Below are 21,658 nucleotides of genomic sequence, written 5' to 3' on the forward strand. Positions count from 1 at the left end.
GCGGCTAACCCGGCGTCCTGCCGGGTTACCCACGGATTCAAGCCTGCGTTCGGCCAGCGTGGTTTAACGGGGCGCCTGAGATCAAAAGCAGATCCAGATCAAGGTCAAGAGCGACTCGCTTCGCATCGTGGTTACGGTGGGTGCTACGCAGTTGTGTAGATACCTATGCCCCGATAGCGGTGGGTCAGTTCCAGTTATATCAACTGACAGACTGCTATCGGGGGCAAGCCCCCTCCCACATTGGATTAGCGTGCAGGCTCTTTACTTCTGCGCCCCATCATCATGCTGCAGATTCGCCTGGGTAATATTCGCCCCCGCCGGCACGCTGCGGGTCAGCCATACATTGCCGCCGATGGTCGAACCCTTGCCGATGGTAATCCGCCCCAAAATCGTGGCGCCGGCGTAGATCACCACGTCATCCTCAACGATAGGATGACGCGGATGACCTTTTTGCAACTGCCCATCCTCATCCGCCGGGAAGCGCTTGGCGCCCAGCGTCACGGCCTGGTAGATGCGCACCCGCTCACCAATGATCGCCGTCTCGCCAATCACCACACCGGTGCCGTGGTCGATAAAGAAACTCGGGCCGATCTGCGCGCCGGGGTGGATATCGATACCGGTGGCCGAGTGGGCGATTTCCGCACTGATGCGCGCCAGCAGCGGCAAGCCGGCGCGGTACAGGTGGTGGGCCAGGCGGTGGTGAATCACCGCCAGGATGCCCGGGTAGCACAGCAGCACCTCATCCACGCTGCGCGCGGCCGGGTCACCGTGGTAGGCGGCCAGTACGTCGGTGTCCAGCAGGCTGCGCAACGCCGGCAATGCCAGGGCGAAATCCTGGATCAGGCGAATGGCATCGGCGTCGATCTGGCCGTCGTCCCGGCCACCCTGACGCGCGGCGTAGCGCAGCTCCAGGCGGGACTGGGCCAGCAACGCGTTGAGGGCGACGTCGAGGGTATGCCCGACGTAGAAGTCTTCACTTTCTTCGCGCAGGTCCACCGGGCCCAGGCGCATCGGGAACAGTGCGCCGCACAATGCTTCGAGAATCTGCGCCACGGCCTCGCGCGACGGTAATTCGCGACCACCGTGTTCGCCGCTCAAACGACCGTTGCGCGTTCGCCACTGGTCCCGGGCGCTGCGCAGTTGGCTGACGATGGTCTGCAATTGCCAATGGCTGGAACGCTCACTCACGGTATTCACTCCTGACGAAATGGCCATCACTTTACGGTATGCACCCAGGCAACCCTTAAGAACCAATGGTATGAGGCCAAGAACCATCCGACATAAGCGATTGGCCGTTGCCCGATGAAAAGTGCCTGCCTATAGTCGTCCAATTACTCAGCCACCGTGCGTAGCCATGATCAAACAACAGCTTGACCGCTTTAACCGCCTGGACTTGTTGGGCGGCGCCACCGCCCTGGAAAAACTCGAGCGGCTGTCGACCTGGTTGGGCAGGGACATCTACGTCAAGCGCGATGACACCACCCCGCTGGCCATGGGTGGCAACAAATTGCGCAAACTTGAATACCTGGCCGCCGATGCCCTCGCCCAGGGCGCCGACACGCTGGTCACCGCCGGCGCTATCCAGTCCAACCATGTGCGCCAGACCGCCGCGCTGGCCGCCAGGCTCGGCCTGGGCTGCGTCGCCCTGCTAGAAAATCCTACCGGCACCGACGACCCCAACTACCTGGGCAACGGTAACCGTCTGTTGCTCGAACTGTTCGACGCCAAGGTTGAGCTGGTCGAGAACCTCGATAATGTCGACGACCAGCTCAACGCCCTCGCCGACCGCCTGCGCAGCAACGGCAAGAAGCCCTACCTGGTGCCTATCGGCGGCTCGAATGCCCTCGGCGCGCTGGGTTATGTGCGTGCAGGCCTGGAGCTGGCGGCACAGATCGAAGACAGCGGCCTCGACTTTGCAGCGGTGGTATTGGCCTCGGGCAGCGCCGGTACCCATAGCGGCCTGGCGCTGGCGCTGAGCGAAGCGCTGCCGAACCTGCCGGTGATTGGCGTCACCGTGTCGCGCACCGACGAAGCCCAGCGCCCGAAAGTACAGGGCCTGGCCGAGCGCACCGCCGAGCTGCTTGGCGTGGAGGTGCCCGAGGCATTCAAGGTGATCCTGTGGGACGAATACTTCGGCCCGCGATATGGCGAACCGAACGCGGGCACGTTGTCGGCAATCAAACTTTTGGCCAGCCAGGAAGGTCTGTTGCTCGACCCGGTCTATACCGGGAAGGCCATGGCAGGCTTGCTGGACGGCATCGGGCGTCAGCGGTTCGGGGACGGGCCGATTATTTTCCTGCATACGGGCGGGGCACCGGCGCTGTTTGCCTATGACTCAGTATTCAGCTGAATAAACGCGGACTGAATGTGGGAGGGGGCTTGCCCCCGATAGCGGTGGGTCAGTCAGCTAATCTGTAGCTGAACCACTGCCATCGGGGGCAAGCCCCCCTCCCACACTTGACCTCTTTCATATTCGAAATATGAATATGAAGTTGATTTTTTATTATTTTCAAGTCTTAAAAACCCGCTTTATCATCGCGCCGAAGGCGAAGACGCGCACCGCGCTTTAAGGCAGGATACGGCTACTGCGTCAGCGGCTTCGCTCACCATAAAAAACCATAGGGGCTCTTCATGACTATTTCTGTATTGCGTCGCACATTGCTGGTCGGCACATTGGGCCTGGCGCTTGGCGCAGGCATGCTCGGCCAGGCGGTTGCCGGCGAGCAACTGGGCGCCATCAAGAAAGCCGGCGAGATCAAGATCGGCCTGGAAGGCACCTACCCACCGTTCAGCTTCGTCGATGAAAGCGGCAAGCTCAGCGGCTTCGAGGTGGAGCTGTCCGAGGCGCTGGCCAAAGAATTGGGCGTCAAGGTCAAGCTGCAGGCCACCCCATGGGACGGCATCCTCGCCGCCCTGGAATCCAAGCGCCTGGACGCGGTGGTCAACCAGGTGACCATCTCCGAAGAGCGCAAGAAAAAGTACGATTTCTCCAAGCCTTACACCGTGTCCGGGATTCAGGCGCTGGTGCTGAAGAAAAACGTCGACGCGATCAAGACCGCCAACGACCTGGCCGGCAAGAAAGTCGGCGTAGGCCTGGGCACCAACTACGAACAATGGCTCAAGGACAACCAGCCTGAAGCCATCATCAAGACCTACAACGACGACCCGACCAAGTTCCAGGACCTGCGCATCGGCCGCATCGACGCCATCCTGATCGACCGCCTGGCCGCTCTGGAATACGCCAAGAAAGCCCCGGATACCGCCGCGGCAGGCGACGCCTTCTCTCGCCAGGAATCGGGTATTGCCCTGCGCAAAGGCGAGCCTGAGTTGCTGGACGCGGTGAACAAGGCCCTCGACAAGCTGCGCGCCGACGGCACCTTGAAGACGCTGTCCGAGAAATACTTCAACGCTGACGTCACTCAATAATGGAAGCAGGTTTGCAACTCGCGCTGGACTCCGCGCCCTTTCTGCTCAAGGGCGCGTATTACACGGTAATCCTCAGCCTGGGCGGGATGTTCTTCGGTCTGCTGCTGGGCTTCGGCCTGGCCTTGATGCGCCTGTCGCGCTTCAAGCTGCTGAGTTGGACGGCGCGGGTCTACGTGTCGTTCTTTCGCGGCACGCCCCTGCTGGTGCAATTGTTCCTGATCTACTACGGCTTGCCGCAAGTGGGCATCGAGCTGGACCCGATTCCGGCCGCCATGATCGGCTTTTCGCTGAACATGGCCGCCTACGCCTGTGAAATCCTGCGGGCCGCCATCGCGTCCATCGAGCGTGGCCAGTGGGAAGCCGCCGCGAGTATCGGCATGACCCGTGCGCAGACATTGCGCCGGGCCATCCTGCCGCAGGCGATGCGCACCGCACTGCCGCCGCTGGGCAACAGTTTTATTTCACTGGTCAAGGACACGGCGCTGGCCGCCACCATCCAGGTGCCCGAGCTGTTCCGGCAGGCCCAACTGGTCTCGGCGCGCACCTTCGAAATTTTCACCATGTATCTGTCCGCAGCCCTGATCTACTGGATCCTGGCGAGCATCCTGGCGCATCTGCAAAATCGTCTGGAAGACCGGGTCAACCGGCATGACCTGGAGTCTTGAAGCATGATCGTGGTTGAAAAACTGACCAAACAATTCAACGCTCAGGTGGTGCTCAACGGCATCGACCTTGAGGTCAAGGCCGGCGAAGTCGTAGCCATCATCGGCCCCAGCGGCTCCGGCAAGACCACCTTCCTGCGTTGCCTGAATTTTCTCGAAGAACCCACCAGCGGCCGTATCAAGGTGGGTGATATCGAGATCGACAGCAACAAGCCGCTCAACCAGCAACAGGGCCTGGTGCGACGTCTGCGCCAGCATGTGGGTTTTGTATTCCAGAACTTCAACCTGTTCCCCCACCGCACCGCACTCGAAAACGTCATCGAAGGCCCGATCGTGGTCAAGAAGATGCCCCGCGACGCGGCGACCGAACTGGGTCGCAGGCTGTTGGCCAAGGTTGGCCTGGCGGGCAAGGAAGCGGCTTATCCACGGCGCCTGTCCGGGGGTCAGCAACAGCGTGTGGCGATCGCTCGGGCCCTGGCCATGGAGCCTGAGGTGATTCTGTTCGACGAACCCACCTCGGCCCTCGACCCGGAACTGGTCGGTGAAGTGCTGGCGACCATCCGCAGCCTGGCCGAAGAAAACCGCACCATGGTAATCGTCACCCACGAGATGAGCTTTGCCCGGGATGTCGCCAACCGCGTGATCTTTTTCGACAAGGGCGTGATCGTCGAACAGGGTGAAGCCAAGGCGCTGTTCGCCAACCCCAAAGAAGAGCGCACCCGGCAGTTCCTGAGCAAATTTCTCGCCCACTGACGCCCCCTCTGTAGGAGCGAGCTTGCTCGCGAAAAACGCCCAGGCAACTCGGTCAATCTGATTCACCGCGTTATCGTTAACGTTCTTCGCGAGCAAGCTCGCTCCTACAACGGGTTACCCTCTCATCGCGTAAAAACCCCCGTCATAAGCGCCTTTAAATCCCTCGCTCCGTCAGACCCTTCTGAATATCGCCAAACCCGCCGTTTAGCCTTTTGCCTCCATTGACCCTCCTCCAGCAACCCTCTTATCTAGCGTCCAGAGGATTGGATCCTATCCCGGCTACTCACTGAATCGTTCTTTCGGCCCCTTTGCGCACCCGCGCCCAAGGCCCGGAACGATTGCTGCTGGCTGCATCAAGGAGATCACTTATGACGCACACTACTATCCCGGCCATGCTGACCGCACCCACCCTGCCCCAGGCCGTTCGAAACGGCATCAGTGCCCACGCGGCCGCGCAACTGCAGGTCGACATCGCCCCTTACCCCGGCATGGAGGAAGGCGATCTGATCGAACTGTTCTGGAACAACTGCTTTGCCGCTTCACGCCGGGTGACAGCCGGCAAAATCGGCACACCGACCCACCTGCGGGTGCCGGAAAGCTTTGTACAGGATGGCCCGGCCCGGGTTCACTACCAAATCATGCAGATCGGGCACGGCCCGGCGCGCTCGGCCACTACCCAGGTACGGGTCAAGACCAACTACCCGGGCGGGCAGCCGTCGAACCTGTACAGCGACGAAAACCAGAACCTGGCCCCCGTCAGCCTGCCCGAGACCATCCGCCGCCACGGCGTCAACAGTCGCCAGGTGCAACGCGGTATTCCGCTGTCCATCGAGCCTTACGCGAACATGGCCAGCGGCGACGCCATCACCCTGCGCTGGGGTGACGTACGCATGGATCTGCCGAAAATCCAGGCCGGGAGCGTCGGCATGCCCGTTCAGGTGTGGGTGCCTTCGACAGTCATTATCGAAGGCGGTGACGACTGCCGCCTGGAGGTGACGTACTGCATCCTGGATCGCGTCGGCAACAATTCGCGCTGGGCGCCGGCCCGTACCTTGCGCATCGCCGCCTGGGTTCCCACGAGCTCGGACAGGGCCGAGGCCACGTATCGACCTCGCCCTTTCGGCTCCCCCTGCGAACCGGGGTGACGACCCTTCTATGCATATTCCTAAAAGTTAGTTTATTTAAAAAATAAACACGCTTAGGGTATATGCACCGGACCACCGGACATTCCTGAATTTTCTGTTTTCATTTCATTGAATGCGAGGTCGGTATGGTCAGAATTACCCCGGTGCATAACGCCAGGGCATTACGTGCAGCCAAGGAGCGGCGCTGATGTCTAACTTGGCTCTAACACCCCCCCAGAGTGATCTGGACGCAGCGCCGCTGTTGTTGCCGGCCACCGTGCTGCGCAACGACGCCCAGGCGCTGAGCGCCGCCCATGAGCTGGCTGACGCCGCGCGCCTGCAAGCCGCCAGGCGCGACCAGCAACGCCAATTGCCATTGGCGCAGATCGAACAGTTCACCCGCAGCGGGTTGGGCAGCATTTCCATTCCCCGCGAATACGGCGGTCCGCAGGTTTCGTTCGTGACCCTGGCCGAGGTCTTCGCCATCATCAGCGCGGCCGACCCGGCTCTCGGGCAAATCCCGCAGAACCATTTCGGCATCCTGCACCTGCTGCAGAGCACCGCCAGCGAGCGCCAGAAAAAGCACCTGTTCCAGAGCGTGCTCGAGGGTTGGCGCATCGGCAATGGCGGCCCGGAACGCGGCACGAAAAATACCCTGGAGCTCAAGGCGCGCATCACCGCCGAGGGCGACGGGTATGTGGTCAGCGGCCAGAAGTTCTACTCCACCGGCGCACTGTTCGCCCATTGGGTGGCCATCAAGGCCCTCAACGATGACGGCAAGCAAGTCATGGCGTTTGTGCGCCGTGGCAGCGAGGGGTTGCGCATCGTCGATGACTGGTCGGGATTTGGCCAACGCACCACCGCCAGCGGCACCGTACTGCTTGACCGGGTACCGGTGGACGCAGAGTTGGTGGTGGACAACTGGCGCCTGGGCGAAAGCCCGAATATCCAGGGTGCCGTCTCGCAGCTGATCCAGGCCGCCATCGACGCCGGCATCGCCCAGGGTGCCCTCGAGGACACCATCGCTTTTGTGCGTGAACGTTCACGTCCCTGGATCGACGCCAAGGTCGAACGGGCCAGCGACGACCTGTATGTCATCGCCGATATCGGCAAATTGAAGATCGAGCTGCATGCCGCGCAGGCGCTGCTGCGCAAGGCCGGCCAGGTACTGGATCAGGTCAGCGCCGCACCGATCACCGCGCAGTCCGCCGCCCGCGCGTCTATCGCAGTCGCCGAGGCCAAGGTGCTCACGACCGAAGTGTCATTGCTGGTCAGCGAAAAGCTCTTCGAGTTGGCCGGCAGCCGCGCCACCCTCGCCGAATTCAACCTTGACCGGCACTGGCGCAATGCGCGGGTCCACACGCTGCATGACCCGGTGCGCTGGAAGTATCACGCCATCGGTGCCTACCGCTTGAACGGCACGTTGCCGGCTCGACATTCCTGGATCTGACCGCCCAGAACACTTTTTCCACGAGCTTCTGGAGAACACATGACGCTTTCCCATCACGTCGCGGTCATTACCAGCGATGAACAAGCCCTTATTGTCGCCAGCGACCTGGCCGAAGACCTGCGCCGCGACAGCGCCCAGCGCGACCGCGAACGTCGTCTGCCGTTGCCCGAGCTGGACGTGTTTTCCCGCTCCGGCCTGTGGGGCATCAGCGTGCCCAAGGCCTATGGCGGTGCCGGTGTGTCCAACGTCACCCTGGCCAAGGTCATTGCGCTGATTGCCCAGGCCGACGCCTCCCTGGGCCAGATCCCGCAAAACCATTTCTATGCCCTTGAAGTGCTGCGGGTCAACGGCAGCCCCGAACAGCAGCAGCGCCTGTACGCCGACGTGCTGGCCGGCCAGCGCTTTGGCAACGCCCTGGCGGAACTGGGCACCAAGACCGCCCATGATCGCGTGACCCGCCTCAGCCGCGACGGCGAGGGTTTTCGCATCAGCGGGCGCAAGTTCTACGCCACCGGCGCGATCTACGCGCAACGCATCCCCACCTCGGTGGTGGACGAAAACGGTGTCCAGCAACTGGCCTTCGTGCCTCGCGACAGCGCCGGCCTGACGGTGATCGACGACTGGAGCGGCTTCGGCCAGCGCACCACCGGCAGCGGTTCGGTGGTGTTCGACAACGTGTGGGTGGATGCCCGGGACGTGGTGCCGTTCCAGAGCGCCTTCGAACGCCCGACCACCGTCGGCCCCCTGGCGCAGATTCTGCACGCCGCCATCGACACCGGCATCGCCCGCGCCGCCTTCGAAGATGCGCTGCATTTTGTGCGCACCAAGACCCGTCCCTGGATCGACTCAGGCAGCGACAAGGCCACCGATGACCCGTTGACGCTGAAAAGCTTCGGCCACCTGAGCATTCGCCTGCACGCCGCCGAAGCGTTGCTCGAGCGCTCGGGCGAATTCCTCGATCGCGCCCAGGCCGACAGCACGGCCCAGACCGTCGCGGCCGCCTCCATCGCCGTCGCCGAAGTGCGCGCCTTGAGCACCGAAATATCCCTCGCCGCCGGCAGCACGCTGTTCGAACTGGCCGGCAGCCAGGCGACCCTGGCCGAGCACGGCCTGGACCGCCACTGGCGCAACGCGCGGGTTCACACCCTGCACGACCCGGTGCGCTGGAAATATCACGCCGTGGGCAATTACTACCTCAACGCCGAAAACCCGCCGCTGCGGGGGACGATCTGATGAGCAAGAAAAAAATCCTGCTCAATGCCTTCAACATGAACTGCATCGGGCATATCAACCACGGCTTGTGGACCCATCCACGGGACACGTCCACCCAGTACAAGACCCTCGAATACTGGACCGACCTGGCGCAAACCCTCGAGCGCGGGCTGTTCGACGGCTTGTTCATCGCCGATATCGTCGGCGTGTATGACGTGTACCAGCAGTCCATCGACGTGCCGCTCAAAGAATCGATCCAGTTGCCGGTCAACGACCCGCTCCTGCTGGTCTCGGCCATGGCGGCGGTCACCCGCAACCTTGGCTTCGGCCTCACCGCCAACCTGACCTACGAGCCGCCCTATCTGTTCGCCCGGCGCATGTCCACCCTCGACCACCTGAGCCGTGGCCGCGTGGGCTGGAACATCGTCACCGGCTACCTCGACAGCGCCGCCAAGGCCATGGGCCTGAACGAACAAGTCGAGCATGACCGCCGCTACGACCAGGCCGATGAATACCTGCAGGTGCTGTACAAACTCTGGGAAGGCAGCTGGGAAGATGACGCGGTGGTCAACGATCCCCAGGCGCGGGTGTATGCGCAACCGGGCAAGGTGCACAAGGTCGAGCATCACGGCGAGTTCTACCAAGTGGAGGGTTATCACCTGTGCGAGCCCTCGCCGCAGCGCACGCCGGTGCTGTTCCAGGCCGGCAGTTCGGAGCGCGGCCTGCAGTTCGCCGGGCGTCATGCCGAGTGCGTGTTCATCAGCGGGCAGAACAAGGCCTCGACCAGAATCCAGGTGGACAAGGTGCGTGCCAGCGCGGTGGCGGCCGGGCGTAATCCGGATGACATCAAAGTGTTCATGGGCCTCAACGTGATCGTCGGCGCGACCGAAGAACTGGCCTGGGCCAAGCACGCGGAGTACCTCAGCTATGCCAGCGCCGAGGCCGGCGTGGCGCACTTTGCGGCGTCCACGGCGATCGATTTTTCCGAGTACGAACTGGACGAGCCGATCCAGTACGTGAAGAGCAATGCGATCCAATCGGCCACCAAAAACCTGCAGAACAACGACTGGACCCGGCGCAAATTGCTCGAGCAGCACGCATTGGGCGGGCGCTATATCACGCTGGTTGGGTCGCCTGAGCAGGTCGCCGATGAGCTGGAATCGTGGATCAGCGAAACGGGCCTGGATGGCTTCAACCTGACGCGCATCGTGACGCCGGAAAGCTATGTGGATTTCATCGATCTTGTAGTGCCGGAGCTGCAAAAGCGCGGGTCGTACAAAACCGAATATGAGCAGGGCACGCTGCGCGAAAAAGTCTTCCACGGCACTGCTCGCTTACCCGAACAACACACCGGCTCTACCTACCGACACTAACCCCTGTAGGAGCGAGCTTGCTCGCGAAGACCGTTAACGATAACGCGGTGCATCTGGTTTACCGATGCGTCCTCAAGTTTTTCGCGAGCAAGCTCGCTCCTACAATTGGAAACTCATATGAAAAAAATAGTGCTCTCCCTGGCCTTCGGACTGTTCAGCACAGCCGTATTCGCCGCCGATGCGCCGTTGAAAGTCGGCACCACCGCCGCCTTCGCCATTCCCCTGGAAGCGGCCGTGGAAGAAGCCGGCAAACAAGGCCTGAAAGTGGAGCTGGTGGAATTCACCGACTGGATCGCCCCCAACGTCAGCCTCGCTGCCGGCGATATCGACGTGAATTACTTTCAGCACATTCCCTTCCTGGAAAACGCCAAGGCCGCCGCCGGGTTCGACCTGGTGCCTTATGCGCCGGGCATCATCAACAACGTCGGGCTGTATTCGAAAAAGTACAAAAGCTTCAACGACCTGCCCGACGGCGTCAGCGTGGCCATCGCCAACGACCCGATCAACAGCGGGCGCGGCCTGCAGCTGCTGGCCAAGGCCGGGCTGATCAGCCTCAAGCCGGGCGTGGGCTACAAGGCCACCGAAGAAGACATCGTCAGCAACACGAAGAAAATCAAGATCCTGCAAGTGGAAGCCGTGCAACTGGTGCGCGCCTATGACGACGCCGACCTGGTGCAGGGCTACCCCGCGTACATCCGCCTGTCCAAGACCTTCGATGCGGAATCGGCGTTGCTGTTCGACGGCCTGGACCACCCGGAATACGTGATCCAGTTTGTGATTCAGCCCAAGAGCAAGACCGACCCACGGGTGATCAAGTTCGTCGACATCTACCAGCACTCGCCGGTGGTACGCGCCGCCCTGGATAAATCCCTCGGCAAGCTTTACCAAGTCGGCTGGGAAGCTAAAAAATGACCGCCGCCAATGCCCGACTGCGCGACCTGGGCACACCGCCCAGGGACACCCGGCAGACCGAACTGCATGCGGATCTGAACCGTGCCCACGTGCGCTTCATCAACCTGGGTAAAACCTATGACGGCACGGTGCATGCTTTGCACGGCATCGACCTGGCGATCCAGCGTGGCGAAGTGTTCGGCATCATTGGCCGCAGCGGCGCCGGCAAGTCGTCGCTGATTCGCACCATCAATCGCCTGGAACAACCCAGCAGCGGGCGGGTGCTGATCGATCAGGTGGATATCGGCGGCTTCGATGAAGATCACCTCGTCGCGTTGCGCCGGCGCATCGGCATGATCTTCCAGCACTTCAACCTGATGTCGGCCAAGACCGTGTGGCAGAACGTCGAGTTGCCGCTCAGAGTCGCCGGGGTGCCCAAGCCGCAGCGTGAACAAAAGGTGCGTGAGCTGCTGGAACTGGTGGGTTTGCAGGACAAGCACAAGGCGTATCCGGCGCAGCTTTCCGGGGGGCAGAAACAGCGCGTGGGCATCGCCCGTTCGCTGGTGCACGACCCCGAGATCCTGCTCTGCGACGAGGCCACCTCGGCGCTGGACCCGGAGACCACCCAATCGATCCTCGGCCTGCTGCGCGAGATCAACCAGCGCCTGGGCCTGACCATCGTGTTGATCACCCATGAGATGGCGGTAATCCGCGACATCTGCGACCGCGTGGTGGTGCTGGAACACGGGCGCATCGTCGAGCAGGGCCCGGTGTGGCAAGTCTTCGGCAATCCGCAGCACGACGTCAGCCAAACCCTGCTCGCCCCCTTGCAACACGGCTTGCCGGCCGAACTGCAAAACCGTCTGCACCCCACTCCCACGTCCGCCGACGCCGCCGTGGTGCTGCGCTTGCAGTTCACCGGCAGCGACGCCGATGAGCCGGACCTTGCCGCACTGTTCAAGGCCCTCGGCGGCCGCGTGCGGTTGCTGCAAGGCGGGGTGGAACGCATCCAGGGGCATGCCCTGGGGCAATTACTGCTGGCGGTGAATGGATCGCCGCACAGCGCCGAAGAACTGCGCAACCGCGCCGCGAACTGGGCGCAACGGGTGGAGGTGCTGGGCCATGTGGTTTGATCGTTTAGTGCAGGGCGCCATCGACACCCTGTTGATGGTGGGTGTGTCGTCGTTGATCGCCCTGCTGGTGGGGATTCCGCTGGCCGTGTTTCTGGTCACCAGCGACAAGGGCGGCATCTACCAGGCACCGACGCTGAATCGGGTGCTGGGCGCCTTCGTCAACCTGTTCCGCTCCATTCCCTTCCTGATCCTGATGGTGGCGCTGATCCCGTTTACCCGCCTGATCGTGGGCACCACCTATGGCGTGTGGGCGGCGGTGGTTCCGCTGACGATCGCCGCCACGCCGTTCTTTGCGCGCATCGCCGAAGTCAGCCTGCGCGAAGTCGACCATGGCCTGATCGAAGCGGCGCAGGCCATGGGGTGCCGGCGCTGGCACATCATCTGGCACGTGCTGTTGCCGGAAGCGCTGCCGGGCATCGTCGGCGGGTTCACCATCACCCTGGTGACCATGATCAACTCATCGGCCATGGCCGGGGCAATTGGCGCCGGTGGCTTGGGCGACATTGCGTACCGCTATGGCTACCAGCGTTTCGATACGCAGATCATGCTGACGGTGATTGTGCTGTTGGTGGTGCTGGTGGCGGTGATTCAACTGGGCGGGGATCGGTTGGCGCGGGTACTGAACAAGCGGTGAGGTATAGTCAGGGAATCCAAGCGTCCGGTATTGCCTGTCATGACCCTCAAGCCCGAAGACCTCAACCAGATCACCGCCACCACCCTCGGCCATTACAACCACGTGGCCGAGGACTTCCGTGAAGGCACCCGCGATCATGATGTCAGCCAGAACATCGATGCGCTGCTGCGGCATCTCCAGGGCACGGCGCCGTTTACCGTGCTGGATTTCGGCTGCGGGCCGGGGCGCGATTTGCAGACGTTTACACGCATGGGGCATATCGCCGTGGGGCTCGACGGTTCCGAGCGCTTTGCGCAGATGGCGCGCGAAGACAGTGGTTGTGAGGTGTTGCAGCAGGACTTCCTGAGACTGGACCTGCCTGCCGAGCGCTTTGACGGGATCTTCGCCAATGCGGTGCTGTTTCACATACCCAAGCAGGAATTGCCACGGGTGCTCCAGCAACTGCACGGCGCGTTGAAACCCGGTGGGGTGCTGTTCAGCTCCAATCCTCGGGGTGACAACCGGGAAGGTTGGAACGGGCCGCGGTATGGGTCTTATCACGATCTGGAGGCATGGCGAGGGTTGCTGACTGAGGCCGGGTTTGAAGAGCTGGAGCATTATTACCGACCTGCGGGTTTGCCGAGGGAGCAGCAGCCTTGGTTGGCCAGTGTGTGGCGTCGGGTTTAAGTGATTTATTGCCTGGGCTAATGCTATCGGGGGCAAGCCCCCTCCCACAGGAGAACGCATTCCAAGTGTGGGAGGGGGCTTGCCCCCGATGGCAGCCTCGGGGCCGACCAGGATGTTGGATCAGACCGAGTACATATCCGTTTCTGCGGTAACGGCTGCTAATGGTTCCGCTTTTACAGCGGCTCACTTTTGAAAAGCGCAAAAGTAAGCAAAACGCTCTTGCCCCACCACTCGGCACCTCGCTTAGGCTCGGTGTGCCCTCTCTCAGGCCAGCGTGGTTTAACGGGGCGCCTGAGATCAAAAGCAGATCAAGATCAAGAGCGGCTCGCTTCGCATCGTGGTTACGGTGGGTGCTACGGAGTTGTGTAGATACCTATGGCTATCGGGTTCAAGCCCCCTCCCACAGGAGAACGCATTCCAAATGTGGGAGGGGGCTTGCCCCCGATGATCTTAAGGGCCCTGCTGATCCACCTGATACACCACCGGCTTTTCACCCTCCACCAGCGCCGTCACACTATGCGCGGCATACCCATCTTTTTGCGCGTCCGAAAAATTCGCCACCAACCGCGTCCCATCAGCGAACGTCGTTTGCTGGAGCAGTTTGTCCGCCGTCAGCCAGCGAAAATCAGTCATCGCCCGCGTCGCCAACCGCTCATGCAGCGGGCGGAAAAACCGGTCCTGGCGCTGCATCACCGGCAGCCGTTCCTTGAGCGTTGCTGCACTTAAGTGATACAGCGGCGGTACGTTGTAGAGCAGTTGGGCCAGCTCATTCTCCGCCTGCACATTGCTTAACTTGAGGCTGTCGAACAACCAGTGATGGGTGGTAATCACCGAGCCGTGGAACACCGCCTGATACAGCGGCAGGCGCATCGTCGGATCGAAATACACCGTGCGCAGCGGCGCTTTCAAGGGCACCCGCTTGAAGAACACGGCCGGTTGTTCCGGCGGGTACCACTTGCCGACGTAGTTGGGTGACTGCAGGTCCTGGGTCATCTCCCGGTCACCCCAGCCGATCACCGGTGTTTGCATGCCATGGGCAAACAGGATGCCCTGGGCGGTGATGGCGTTGCCGTCTTCGGAGCCTGTGGGCAGTTTGAGCGAGGTGTTGATCCAGCGCGACGCGTCGATATTGGCCTGGGCATTTTGCGCCTGGGTCATCGGCGCACCGTCGCGGTAACTGTCATACAGCATGCTGGTGGCATAGGCATCGAGGAACCAAGCGTTGTAGCCCGCCGCGCCCTGCACCGCCTTTACCCGTGCCTCCAGCAAAGGCCGCACACAGCGCGGATCGGTGTAGTGACCGGACTGCTGGAAGCCGGTTTTCAACGTGCCGTCTTTCAACATGATTGCGCAGTCGCGGTAGGCCTTGCCGCCCAGATGGGCCGTGGTCCAGTCGGGATTTTCCGTAGCCGAAAGCGCCGTTCCATAGGAATCATAGGGGGCGACCAGGTAACCGGCATCCACCCCCGCGCGAATCGCTTCGGGATGCCACAGGCCGCCTTCCCAGCCTTCGCCGAGTATCAGCATCAAGCGCTTGAGCCCAGCGTCGCGCAAGGCCTGGATGCTCGAATTGCCCCAGGTTTCGGGGCGATCAGCCAACGCGCCGGCGAAATCCACGGCCAGTTCGCGACGCAACTCGCCGTAGCGAGCGGCAAGGCGATTCATGTCGGGCTCTGCCACCTGCCAAGCCTGCCGGGCCTTCTTGTTGATAGCCCCATTGAAGCCGCGCAACAGCACGGTTTGCTCGTAGCGATTCAACGCGCCTGCCTGCGCGAGCACCTGTGCGGATTCCTTGCCCATCAGCCCACTGAGCTCGTGCGTGCGCAGGCGTTTGATCAACGCGGGCAAATCACGTACATCATCAAGCGTGAGCAAGTCGTTGCCCCACAGGTAAACGTGGCTGGCGCCGAGCAATTTTACCGCCTCGGGGGTTTGCCGCAGCTTGTCCGCCAGTGACTCGTAACGGCCCTGCTCGACCAGCCACTGACGATAACGCCTGGCACCGGCCAACGGGTCGGCCTCGCCCAGATGCAAGCTCAGGGTCATCGGTGCCGAAGGCTCGAGCGAGGTAAATTCATGGGACACGGACAGCGCCATACCTTGGCCGTCCGCTTGCCATTCGAGGCGATTGTTATAGGGGTTGGTCAGCAGCCAGTTGAGCGTGAAGCGCCCATGATCCACGCCCCATAACGGCAGGCTGAGGTCCTGGATGGTACTGAACTCGCCCCATCCGATCAGGAAATCTTTCCACACGGCATTATCGGCAGGCACGTAATGCCCCTCGGCCAACGGCCAGATCAGCCCCTGGCCCATGGCGCTGGCCGGCTGGCGCAGCAGGCCCAGCTTGCCCGCTGCACGGGCCTTGATCGTCAGGGACAATTCGCGCTGTTCAAGCCGGGCCGTCAGGCGATACGCGCCATCGTCCCATTGCCAGGAGACCTGTTCGGCATCGGCTTGCAGCGCGTTGACCGCATGGGCGGCGACACCGCTGGACGCTTGTACCGAAGCCTCGCCCGCAGGGGTGACGCGCAACGCCAGGGTGGCGGGATCGAGTTCGATACGCCACTGGGTATTTTCCAGCACGTTGGCGGCGAGGGTCGGCGGCGCAAGCACAAGCGCGCAGAGTAAAAGGAGTGGACGCAGGCACTGCATGGGAATCGACCTGGATAAGAAGAAGGCCGAAAGAGTAGAACATGCTCAGGCTCGCTGGGGCGGCAAGCGGCGGTTTCGGAAGCTTCCCACAGCCTGACAAGATGCAGATCCAAATGTAGGAGGGGGCAAGCCCCCTCCTACATTTTTTTAACCGCGTTGTTCCTGAGATTCCTGCTTGGGTTCGCGGATTTTGTACCAGGCCACATACAGGGCCGGCAGGAACAACAGCGTCAGCAACGTGGCGATGATAATCCCGCCAATCATCGCGTAGGCCATCGGCCCCCAGAACACTTCCCGGGCAATCGGAATCATGCCCAGGCTGGCGGCCGCAGCCGTGAGCAGGATTGGCCGGCGCCGATGCTCGGTGGCTTCCACCACCGCATCCCACGGCGTGTAACCGGCCACTTCGTACTCATGAATCTGCGTCACCAGAATCACCGAGTTGCGGATGATGATGCCGATCAGCGCCAGGATGCCCAGGATCGCCACGAAGCCCATGGGCGTGCCCGTGGGAATCAGCGCCAGCACCACGCCGATCAAACCCAGCGGGGCGACACTGGCCACCAGGAACATCTTCTGCACGCTGTGCAACTGGATCATCAGGAAGGTCGCCATCAGGAACAGCATCAACGGCACCACGCTGGCGATCGGGCCCTGGGCCTTGCCGCTTTCTTCCACGGTACCGCCGGTGGCGACTTTGTAGCCCACCGGCAAACCGTCGCTGAACTTCTGGATAGTCGGCGCCAGTTGCTTGACCAGGTCGGTCGGCTGCATCTCGTCACGCACTGCGGCCTTGATGGTAATCGTCGGCTTGCGGTCGCGGCGCCACACCAGCGGTTGCTCCAGTTCGTAGCGCACCGTGGCGAAGGCCAGCAACGGAATCGAGGTGCCGTTGGGCGTGACGATCTGCAGGTTCTGCAGGGTTTCCGGCGTACCGCGCTCGGCGTCTTCAGCACGGCCGACCACATTGATCAGGTAAATATCGTCATGCACCTGGGTGACCGACGCGCCGCTGACCACGCTGTTCATCAATTGCGCGACGTCTTCGGACGACAGCCCCAATTGCCGCGCCTTGTCCTGGGCGATGTCGATGCGCAAGACTTTGCCCGGCTCGTTCCAGTCGTAGATGATTTCGCCCAAGTGGGTGTTCTGGTCGAGCAAGGTCGCCAGTTCGATGGCGTGCTTGCGCACCTGGTCGGTGTCCTTGCCGGACACGCGGTACTGGATCGGCCGACCCACCGGCGGGCCCATTTCCAGCGGCTGCACGAAGCTGCCGATACCGACGAAATCATCGCGCAGGCGCTTCTGCAGACGCGTAATCAACTCGCCGCGCTCTTCCAGGCCTTTGCTGACGATCACCAGCTGCGCGTAGTAGGGGTTCTCCAACTGCTGGTCCAGCGGCAGGTAGAAACGGATCGCGCCTTGGCCGATGTAGGTGCTCCAGCGCGCGATGTCCGGGTCGTCCTTGATGATGGCTTCGAGGCGGTCGACCGCCTTGCGCGTCTCGTTGATCGAGGCGTTCTGCGGCAGGTTCAGGTCAACCAGGATTTCCGGGCGATCCGACGACGGGAAGAACTGGTTCTGCACGAACTGCATGGAAAACACCGAGGCCACGAACAGCGCCACGGTGATGCCGATGGCCCACCAGCGGTTGCGCATGGCCCAGAGCATGCCGCCATTGAAGGCACGGCCGATGCGCCCCGGCTCGGCGTCGTGCGGCTTCACCTTGGCGCTGAGGATATGCACGCCGATCACCGGCGCAAACAGCACTGCCACGACCCACGACACCAGCATGGCCACGGCGATCACCGCGAACAGCGTAAAGGTGTACTCGCCCGCCGAGCTGGCGTTAAGACCAATCGGCACAAAACCGGCCACGGTCACCAGCGTGCCGGTAAGCATCGGAAACGCCGTGGAGGTATAGGCGTAGGTCGCGGCCTGCTCCTTGGTTTCGCCTTTTTCCAGGCGTGTGATCATCATCTCCACGGTGATCATCGCATCGTCCACCAGCAGGCCGAGGGCGATGATCAAGGCGCCCAACGACACCCGCTGCATGGTGATGCCGCTGTATTCCATGAACACGAACACCAACGCCAGCACCAGCGGAATCGAGCACGCCACCACCAGCCCGGCGCGCATGCCCAGGCTGATAAAGCTCACCACCAGTACGATGATCACCGCTTCGAACAGCGCACTGGTAAAGCCGCCGACGGCCTCTTCCACCACTTCGGCCTGGTCCGACACCTTGTGCACGCCGACGCCCACCGGCAGGTCGGCGGTCAGCTCATCCATGCGCCCGTGCAGCGCCTTGCCGAACGACTGGATATTGCCGCCCTTCTGCATCGCAATCGCCAGACCGATCGCCGGCTTGCCGTTGAAACGGAACATCGGCCGCGCCGGGTCGACGTAGCCACGGCTGATCTCGGCAATGTCGGCCAGGCGATAGAAGCGGTCATTGAGGCGCAGGTTGACGTTGGCCAGGTCCTTCTCCGAGGCGAACTGCCCGGAGGTGCGCACTGAAATCCGCTCCGGCCCGGCCTCGATCACCCCGGCGGGCGTGACCGCGTTCTGCGACTGCAGGCTTTGCACCACCTGGCGCTGATCGATGCCCAGCGCGGCCAGTTTGCGCGTGGAAAAATTCAGGTAAATCACTTCGTCCTGCTGGCCGATCATCTCGACCTTGCCCAGCCCCGGCACCGAGCGGATCTCGGCGCGCACCTGCTCCACGTAATCGCGCAGCTGGCGCATCGACAGGCCGTCGCCGGTAAAGGCGTATACCGAACCGAACACATCACCGAACTCGTCGTTGAAGGACGGCCCCTGCAAGCCTTGGGGGAAGGTGCCGCGAATATCGTCGATCTTCTTGCGAACCTGGTACCAGATCTCCGGGATGGCCTTGGCGCTGGTGGTGTCCTTAAGGAACACGAACACCGTGGACTCGCCCGGCCGGGTGTAGCTCTTCACGTAGTCGAGGGAGTCGAGTTCTTCGAGCTTTTTCTCGATGCGGTCAGTGACCTGCTTGAGGGTTTCTTCCTGGGTCGCGCCCGGCCAGCGGGTCTGGATCACCATGGTCTTGATGGTGAACGAGGGGTCTTCCTCGCGCCCCAGGTTCATGTACGAAAACACGCCCATCAAAAGCGCGACGAACATCAGGTACCACACGAAGGACTGATGCTTGAGGGCCCAGTCGGATAAGTTGAAGCTCCCTTTCATCGCGGGCTGTCCTCGTCGATTTTGACTTTTTGCCCGGGTTTCAGGCTGTTCACACCGGCGGTGACAATGCGTTCACCGGGTTTGACGCTGCCGTTGAGCACGGCGCTGTCGGCATCCCGGCTGACGACCGTGACGTCACGCGGCTGCACCGTCTGGCTCTGGGTGTCGAGCAGCCAGATGCGGGTCTTGCCGTCGACGTCCTGCAGAGCGCTCAGGGGCAGTTCGATACGCGGCGCGATGGCGCTGCTCAAGGTGACGCTGATGGCGGTACCCAGGCGGAACGCGGCGGGCGTTTCGGTCAGGCTCAGGCGTGCGCGACGAGTGCGCGTGGCGCTTTGGGCCTGGGGCTCGATCTCGCGCACGATGGCGGTGGTCTGCACACTCGGGTCCAGTTGCCCGGCGACGAGGAACACCACATCTGCGGGCAGGCGTTCGGCCAGCCCGGCGGGCAGGTCGATCACCGCTTCCTTGACGTCCGGGCGCGCAAGCGTCACCACTTGCTGACCGGCGCTGACCACCTGGCCGGCCTCGGCATTCCAGGCGGTGACGATGCCGGCGTGGTCGGTGCGCAGTTCGGCGTAGTTGAGCTGGTCCTTGGCCTGGTTGACCGATGCGCGCGCCTGATCGAGGGTGGCCTGGGTGGTTTTCAGGTCAGTCTGGGCCACGTCGAGCTGGGCCTGGGCACCGACGCCACGGTTGAACAGTTCCTGCTGGCGGCGGGCATTGGCCTGGGCATTGATGAACTGCGCCTGTACGCGCGCCAGGTCGCCCTGGGCGGCGCGCAATTGGTTCTGCTGGTCGGTGGGGTCGAGCACTGCAAGCAGGGCGCCCTTCTCCACCTCAGCGCCCACGTCCACGGCGCGACGCGCAATACGCCCGGGGACACGGAAACCCAGGTTACTTTCGTAGCGCGCCTGAATGGTGCCGGCAAAGCGACCGAGGTTTTCCTGGTCTTCGGCCTTCACCTCCATGGACAACACCGGACGCACCGGTTCGGGCGGCGCTTCTTCTTTGGAGCAGGCCATCAGCAACAGGCTGGCGGCGACGATTACCGTCAGTTGCCTCATGGCTGGGCTCCTTGCTGGGCGATTTCAACCGGCATGCCGGGGTGCAGCAATTGCCCACCGGCCACCACAACTTTTTCGCCGCCTTTGAGGCCATCGCCGATGATCACTTTGCCGGTGAGGTAACGCGCCACCGTGACTTTATGCAATTGCGCCTTGCCGTCACCGTCCACCAGCCACACGGCGGGTTCACTGAGGTCCTTGGTCAAGGCCGACCACGGCAACTCGATGCTGGCCCTGGCCGGGCCATTGGCGGTGGCGCTGACCACCGAGCCCAACTCCATGCCAGTGGGCAGGCTTTGCAGGGCGATTTTCACCTGCACGGTGCCGGTATTGGCGGCCACGGCCGGGGTGACTTCGCGGACCTTGCCCACGGCCTTGATACTCGGGTTGTCCAGCAGACTGACGGTAATCGGCGCATCCGACGGTGGTTCCACCAGCAAGGACTCATAGACGTTGAACACCGCATCACGCTCGCCATCTCGGGCCAGGCTGAAGATCGGCATGGTGGCCTGGACCACCTGGCCGACTTCGGCCTGGCGCGCGGTGATGATGCCCGGCGCGTCGGCGATCAGCGCGGTGTAGCCGAGTTGTTCACGGGCGTTGGCCAACTGGGCCTGGGCGGCGGCCAGGGCGCTCTGGCTGCCGCGCAGCGCGGCCTGGGCGGAATCGTATTCGCTGCGGCTGGTATAGCCCTTGGGCAAGAGTTTTTCCTGGCGCACGAAGGCAGCGGCAGTCTGCTTGACCCGCGCCTGCTCGGCCACGACCTGGGCCTGAGCGGAGTCGACGTTGGTCTGCAGGTCCTTGGGATCGAGTTTGGCCAGCACCTGCCTGGCCGTCACCCGGTCGCCCACATCGACCATGCGCTGGATGATCTTGCCACCCACGCGAAAGGACAAATCGGTTTGCACCCGCGCCTGGATATCGCCGGTCAGCGTGACCGCCGCAGCGAAATCCGCAGGCTGCACGGTTTGCACGAACACCCGGGAATGGGCTTTGGGTTCGGTCTTTTCCTCACCACAGCCGCCAAGCAGCGTCAGTAAGCCAAATCCGAGTAAAAATGCCGAAATGCGACCGCCCATGCAGGCTCCTTTTGCGTGATGCCGACTTGCCAGTGTCTATGCGACTGTAAGCTTAGTTCAGGGTTCCTTATGTGCATGGAGGATCCCATACTCCAATGGAGGCCGCCATCGGGGGCAAGCCCCCTCCCACACTGAATTGGGTTCACACGTTCTGGCGTGTGAATACAGTCCAATGTGGGAGGGGGCTTGCCCCTGATAGCCATAGGCATCTACACAACTCTGTAGCGCTCAACCGTAACCACGATGCGAAGCGAGTCGCTCTTGATCTTGATCTGCTTTTGATCCTAGGCGCCCCGTTAAACCACGCTGGCCGAACGCAGGCT

17 protein-coding genes are annotated in these 21,658 nt (G+C 62.4%); 12 read left to right on the top strand and 5 right to left on the bottom strand.

The features are described 5' to 3' along the window. Nucleotides 1-261 precede the first annotated feature (261 nt). On the bottom strand, nucleotides 262-1,188 hold the full coding sequence (gene epsC / locus BFP96_RS24570; protein WP_065937182.1) for a serine O-acetyltransferase EpsC: 927 nt from the start codon (nucleotides 1,186-1,188) through the stop codon (nucleotides 262-264). 166 nt (nucleotides 1,189-1,354) lie between these two features. Here epsC and BFP96_RS24575 point away from each other — a divergent pair, with 166 nt between their 5' ends. The 12 genes from BFP96_RS24575 (at nucleotide 1,355) to BFP96_RS24630 (ending at nucleotide 13,324) form a co-directional block, all read left to right on the top strand. After that, a complete protein-coding gene (locus tag BFP96_RS24575) occupies nucleotides 1,355-2,350 on the top strand; it encodes a D-cysteine desulfhydrase (protein WP_065893799.1) in 996 nt (331 codons plus the stop codon). Between the two features lie 281 nt (nucleotides 2,351-2,631). Then, nucleotides 2,632-3,426: a cystine ABC transporter substrate-binding protein gene (gene tcyJ / locus BFP96_RS24580; RefSeq protein WP_065937183.1), complete on the top strand. Its 795-nt coding sequence runs from the start codon at nucleotides 2,632-2,634 to the stop codon at nucleotides 3,424-3,426. Beyond that, nucleotides 3,426-4,091, top strand: coding sequence for a cystine ABC transporter permease (gene tcyL, locus BFP96_RS24585; RefSeq protein ID WP_032878420.1), 666 nt, complete (start codon nucleotides 3,426-3,428; stop codon nucleotides 4,089-4,091). Before tcyJ ends, tcyL begins: the two co-directional genes overlap by 1 nt. Before the next feature lie 3 nt (nucleotides 4,092-4,094). Continuing rightward, nucleotides 4,095-4,841 carry an L-cystine ABC transporter ATP-binding protein TcyN gene (gene tcyN, locus BFP96_RS24590; protein ID WP_065937184.1) on the top strand — a complete coding sequence of 249 codons (747 nt, stop codon included), beginning with the start codon at nucleotides 4,095-4,097 and terminating at the stop codon, nucleotides 4,839-4,841. Between the two features lie 368 nt (nucleotides 4,842-5,209). Continuing rightward, nucleotides 5,210-5,986: a hypothetical protein gene (locus tag BFP96_RS24595; RefSeq protein ID WP_065893801.1), complete on the top strand. Its 777-nt coding sequence runs from the start codon at nucleotides 5,210-5,212 to the stop codon at nucleotides 5,984-5,986. 187 nt (nucleotides 5,987-6,173) lie between these two features. Then, the gene (locus BFP96_RS24600) at nucleotides 6,174-7,415 is read left to right on the top strand and encodes an SfnB family sulfur acquisition oxidoreductase (RefSeq protein ID WP_065896587.1); all 1,242 of its coding nucleotides are present in this window, start codon (nucleotides 6,174-6,176) and stop codon (nucleotides 7,413-7,415) included. Between the two features lie 39 nt (nucleotides 7,416-7,454). Then, a complete protein-coding gene (locus BFP96_RS24605) occupies nucleotides 7,455-8,648 on the top strand; it encodes an SfnB family sulfur acquisition oxidoreductase (protein ID WP_065933427.1) in 1,194 nt (397 codons plus the stop codon). Next, nucleotides 8,648-10,000, top strand: a complete 1,353-nt coding sequence (locus BFP96_RS24610; protein ID WP_065893804.1) for an LLM class flavin-dependent oxidoreductase — start codon at nucleotides 8,648-8,650, stop codon at nucleotides 9,998-10,000. Before BFP96_RS24605 ends, BFP96_RS24610 begins: the two co-directional genes overlap by 1 nt. 117 nt (nucleotides 10,001-10,117) lie before the next feature. Then, entirely contained in the window at nucleotides 10,118-10,912 is a 795-nt protein-coding gene (locus BFP96_RS24615; protein ID WP_065937185.1) for a MetQ/NlpA family ABC transporter substrate-binding protein, read from the top strand. Next, nucleotides 10,909-12,024 (top strand): methionine ABC transporter ATP-binding protein, encoded by a 1,116-nt coding sequence (locus BFP96_RS24620; RefSeq protein WP_065893806.1) that lies wholly within the window; start codon nucleotides 10,909-10,911, stop codon nucleotides 12,022-12,024. Before BFP96_RS24615 ends, BFP96_RS24620 begins: the two co-directional genes overlap by 4 nt. Then, the gene (locus BFP96_RS24625; protein WP_065893807.1) at nucleotides 12,014-12,658 is read left to right on the top strand and encodes a methionine ABC transporter permease; all 645 of its coding nucleotides are present in this window, start codon (nucleotides 12,014-12,016) and stop codon (nucleotides 12,656-12,658) included. Before BFP96_RS24620 ends, BFP96_RS24625 begins: the two co-directional genes overlap by 11 nt. Nucleotides 12,659-12,697: 39 nt before the next feature. Then, nucleotides 12,698-13,324: a class I SAM-dependent methyltransferase gene (locus BFP96_RS24630; protein ID WP_065893808.1), complete on the top strand. Its 627-nt coding sequence runs from the start codon at nucleotides 12,698-12,700 to the stop codon at nucleotides 13,322-13,324. A 450-nt stretch (nucleotides 13,325-13,774) separates the two neighbouring features. Here BFP96_RS24630 and BFP96_RS24635 read toward each other — a convergent pair whose 3' ends face one another. The 4 genes from BFP96_RS24635 to BFP96_RS24650 all read right to left on the bottom strand — a co-directional run bounded on the left by BFP96_RS24635 (nucleotide 13,775) and on the right by BFP96_RS24650 (nucleotide 21,335). After that, on the bottom strand, nucleotides 13,775-15,976 hold the full coding sequence (locus BFP96_RS24635) for a glycoside hydrolase (RefSeq protein WP_065937186.1): 2,202 nt from the start codon (nucleotides 15,974-15,976) through the stop codon (nucleotides 13,775-13,777). A 147-nt stretch (nucleotides 15,977-16,123) separates the two neighbouring features. Next, the gene (locus BFP96_RS24640) at nucleotides 16,124-19,189 is read right to left on the bottom strand and encodes an efflux RND transporter permease subunit (RefSeq protein ID WP_065893810.1); all 3,066 of its coding nucleotides are present in this window, start codon (nucleotides 19,187-19,189) and stop codon (nucleotides 16,124-16,126) included. Then, complete coding sequence (locus BFP96_RS24645) at nucleotides 19,186-20,256, bottom strand: efflux RND transporter periplasmic adaptor subunit (protein WP_065893811.1); 1,071 nt, start codon at nucleotides 20,254-20,256, stop codon at nucleotides 19,186-19,188. Before BFP96_RS24645 ends, BFP96_RS24640 begins: the two co-directional genes overlap by 4 nt. Further along, nucleotides 20,253-21,335 carry an efflux RND transporter periplasmic adaptor subunit gene (locus BFP96_RS24650; protein ID WP_065893812.1) on the bottom strand — a complete coding sequence of 361 codons (1,083 nt, stop codon included), beginning with the start codon at nucleotides 21,333-21,335 and terminating at the stop codon, nucleotides 20,253-20,255. Before BFP96_RS24650 ends, BFP96_RS24645 begins: the two co-directional genes overlap by 4 nt. Between the last annotated feature and the right edge of the window lie 323 nt (nucleotides 21,336-21,658).

This window comes from Pseudomonas sp. 34 E 7 (genome assembly GCF_900005715.1).
Classification (GTDB): domain Bacteria; phylum Pseudomonadota; class Gammaproteobacteria; order Pseudomonadales; family Pseudomonadaceae; genus Aquipseudomonas; species Aquipseudomonas orientalis_A.

Bases quoted from the DNA above. Each gene is read 5' to 3' on its own strand.
- tcyL (WP_032878420.1), top strand. From the start codon at position 3,426: ATGGAAGCAGGTTTGCAACTCGCGCTGGACTCCGCGCCCTTTCTGCTC.
- tcyN (WP_065937184.1), top strand. From the start codon at position 4,095: ATGATCGTGGTTGAAAAACTGACCAAACAATTCAACGCTCAGGTGGTG.
- BFP96_RS24600 (WP_065896587.1), top strand. From the start codon at position 6,174: ATGTCTAACTTGGCTCTAACACCCCCCCAGAGTGATCTGGACGCAGCG.
- BFP96_RS24650 (WP_065893812.1), bottom strand. From the start codon at position 21,335: ATGGGCGGTCGCATTTCGGCATTTTTACTCGGATTTGGCTTACTGACG.
- BFP96_RS24575 (WP_065893799.1), top strand. From the start codon at position 1,355: ATGATCAAACAACAGCTTGACCGCTTTAACCGCCTGGACTTGTTGGGC.
- BFP96_RS24595 (WP_065893801.1), top strand. From the start codon at position 5,210: ATGACGCACACTACTATCCCGGCCATGCTGACCGCACCCACCCTGCCC.
- BFP96_RS24635 (WP_065937186.1), bottom strand. From the start codon at position 15,976: ATGCAGTGCCTGCGTCCACTCCTTTTACTCTGCGCGCTTGTGCTTGCG.
- BFP96_RS24605 (WP_065933427.1), top strand. From the start codon at position 7,455: ATGACGCTTTCCCATCACGTCGCGGTCATTACCAGCGATGAACAAGCC.
- BFP96_RS24620 (WP_065893806.1), top strand. From the start codon at position 10,909: ATGACCGCCGCCAATGCCCGACTGCGCGACCTGGGCACACCGCCCAGG.
- BFP96_RS24610 (WP_065893804.1), top strand. From the start codon at position 8,648: ATGAGCAAGAAAAAAATCCTGCTCAATGCCTTCAACATGAACTGCATC.
- BFP96_RS24615 (WP_065937185.1), top strand. From the start codon at position 10,118: ATGAAAAAAATAGTGCTCTCCCTGGCCTTCGGACTGTTCAGCACAGCC.
- BFP96_RS24640 (WP_065893810.1), bottom strand. From the start codon at position 19,189: ATGAAAGGGAGCTTCAACTTATCCGACTGGGCCCTCAAGCATCAGTCC.
- BFP96_RS24625 (WP_065893807.1), top strand. From the start codon at position 12,014: ATGTGGTTTGATCGTTTAGTGCAGGGCGCCATCGACACCCTGTTGATG.
- BFP96_RS24645 (WP_065893811.1), bottom strand. From the start codon at position 20,256: ATGAGGCAACTGACGGTAATCGTCGCCGCCAGCCTGTTGCTGATGGCC.
- tcyJ (WP_065937183.1), top strand. From the start codon at position 2,632: ATGACTATTTCTGTATTGCGTCGCACATTGCTGGTCGGCACATTGGGC.
- BFP96_RS24630 (WP_065893808.1), top strand. From the start codon at position 12,698: ATGACCCTCAAGCCCGAAGACCTCAACCAGATCACCGCCACCACCCTC.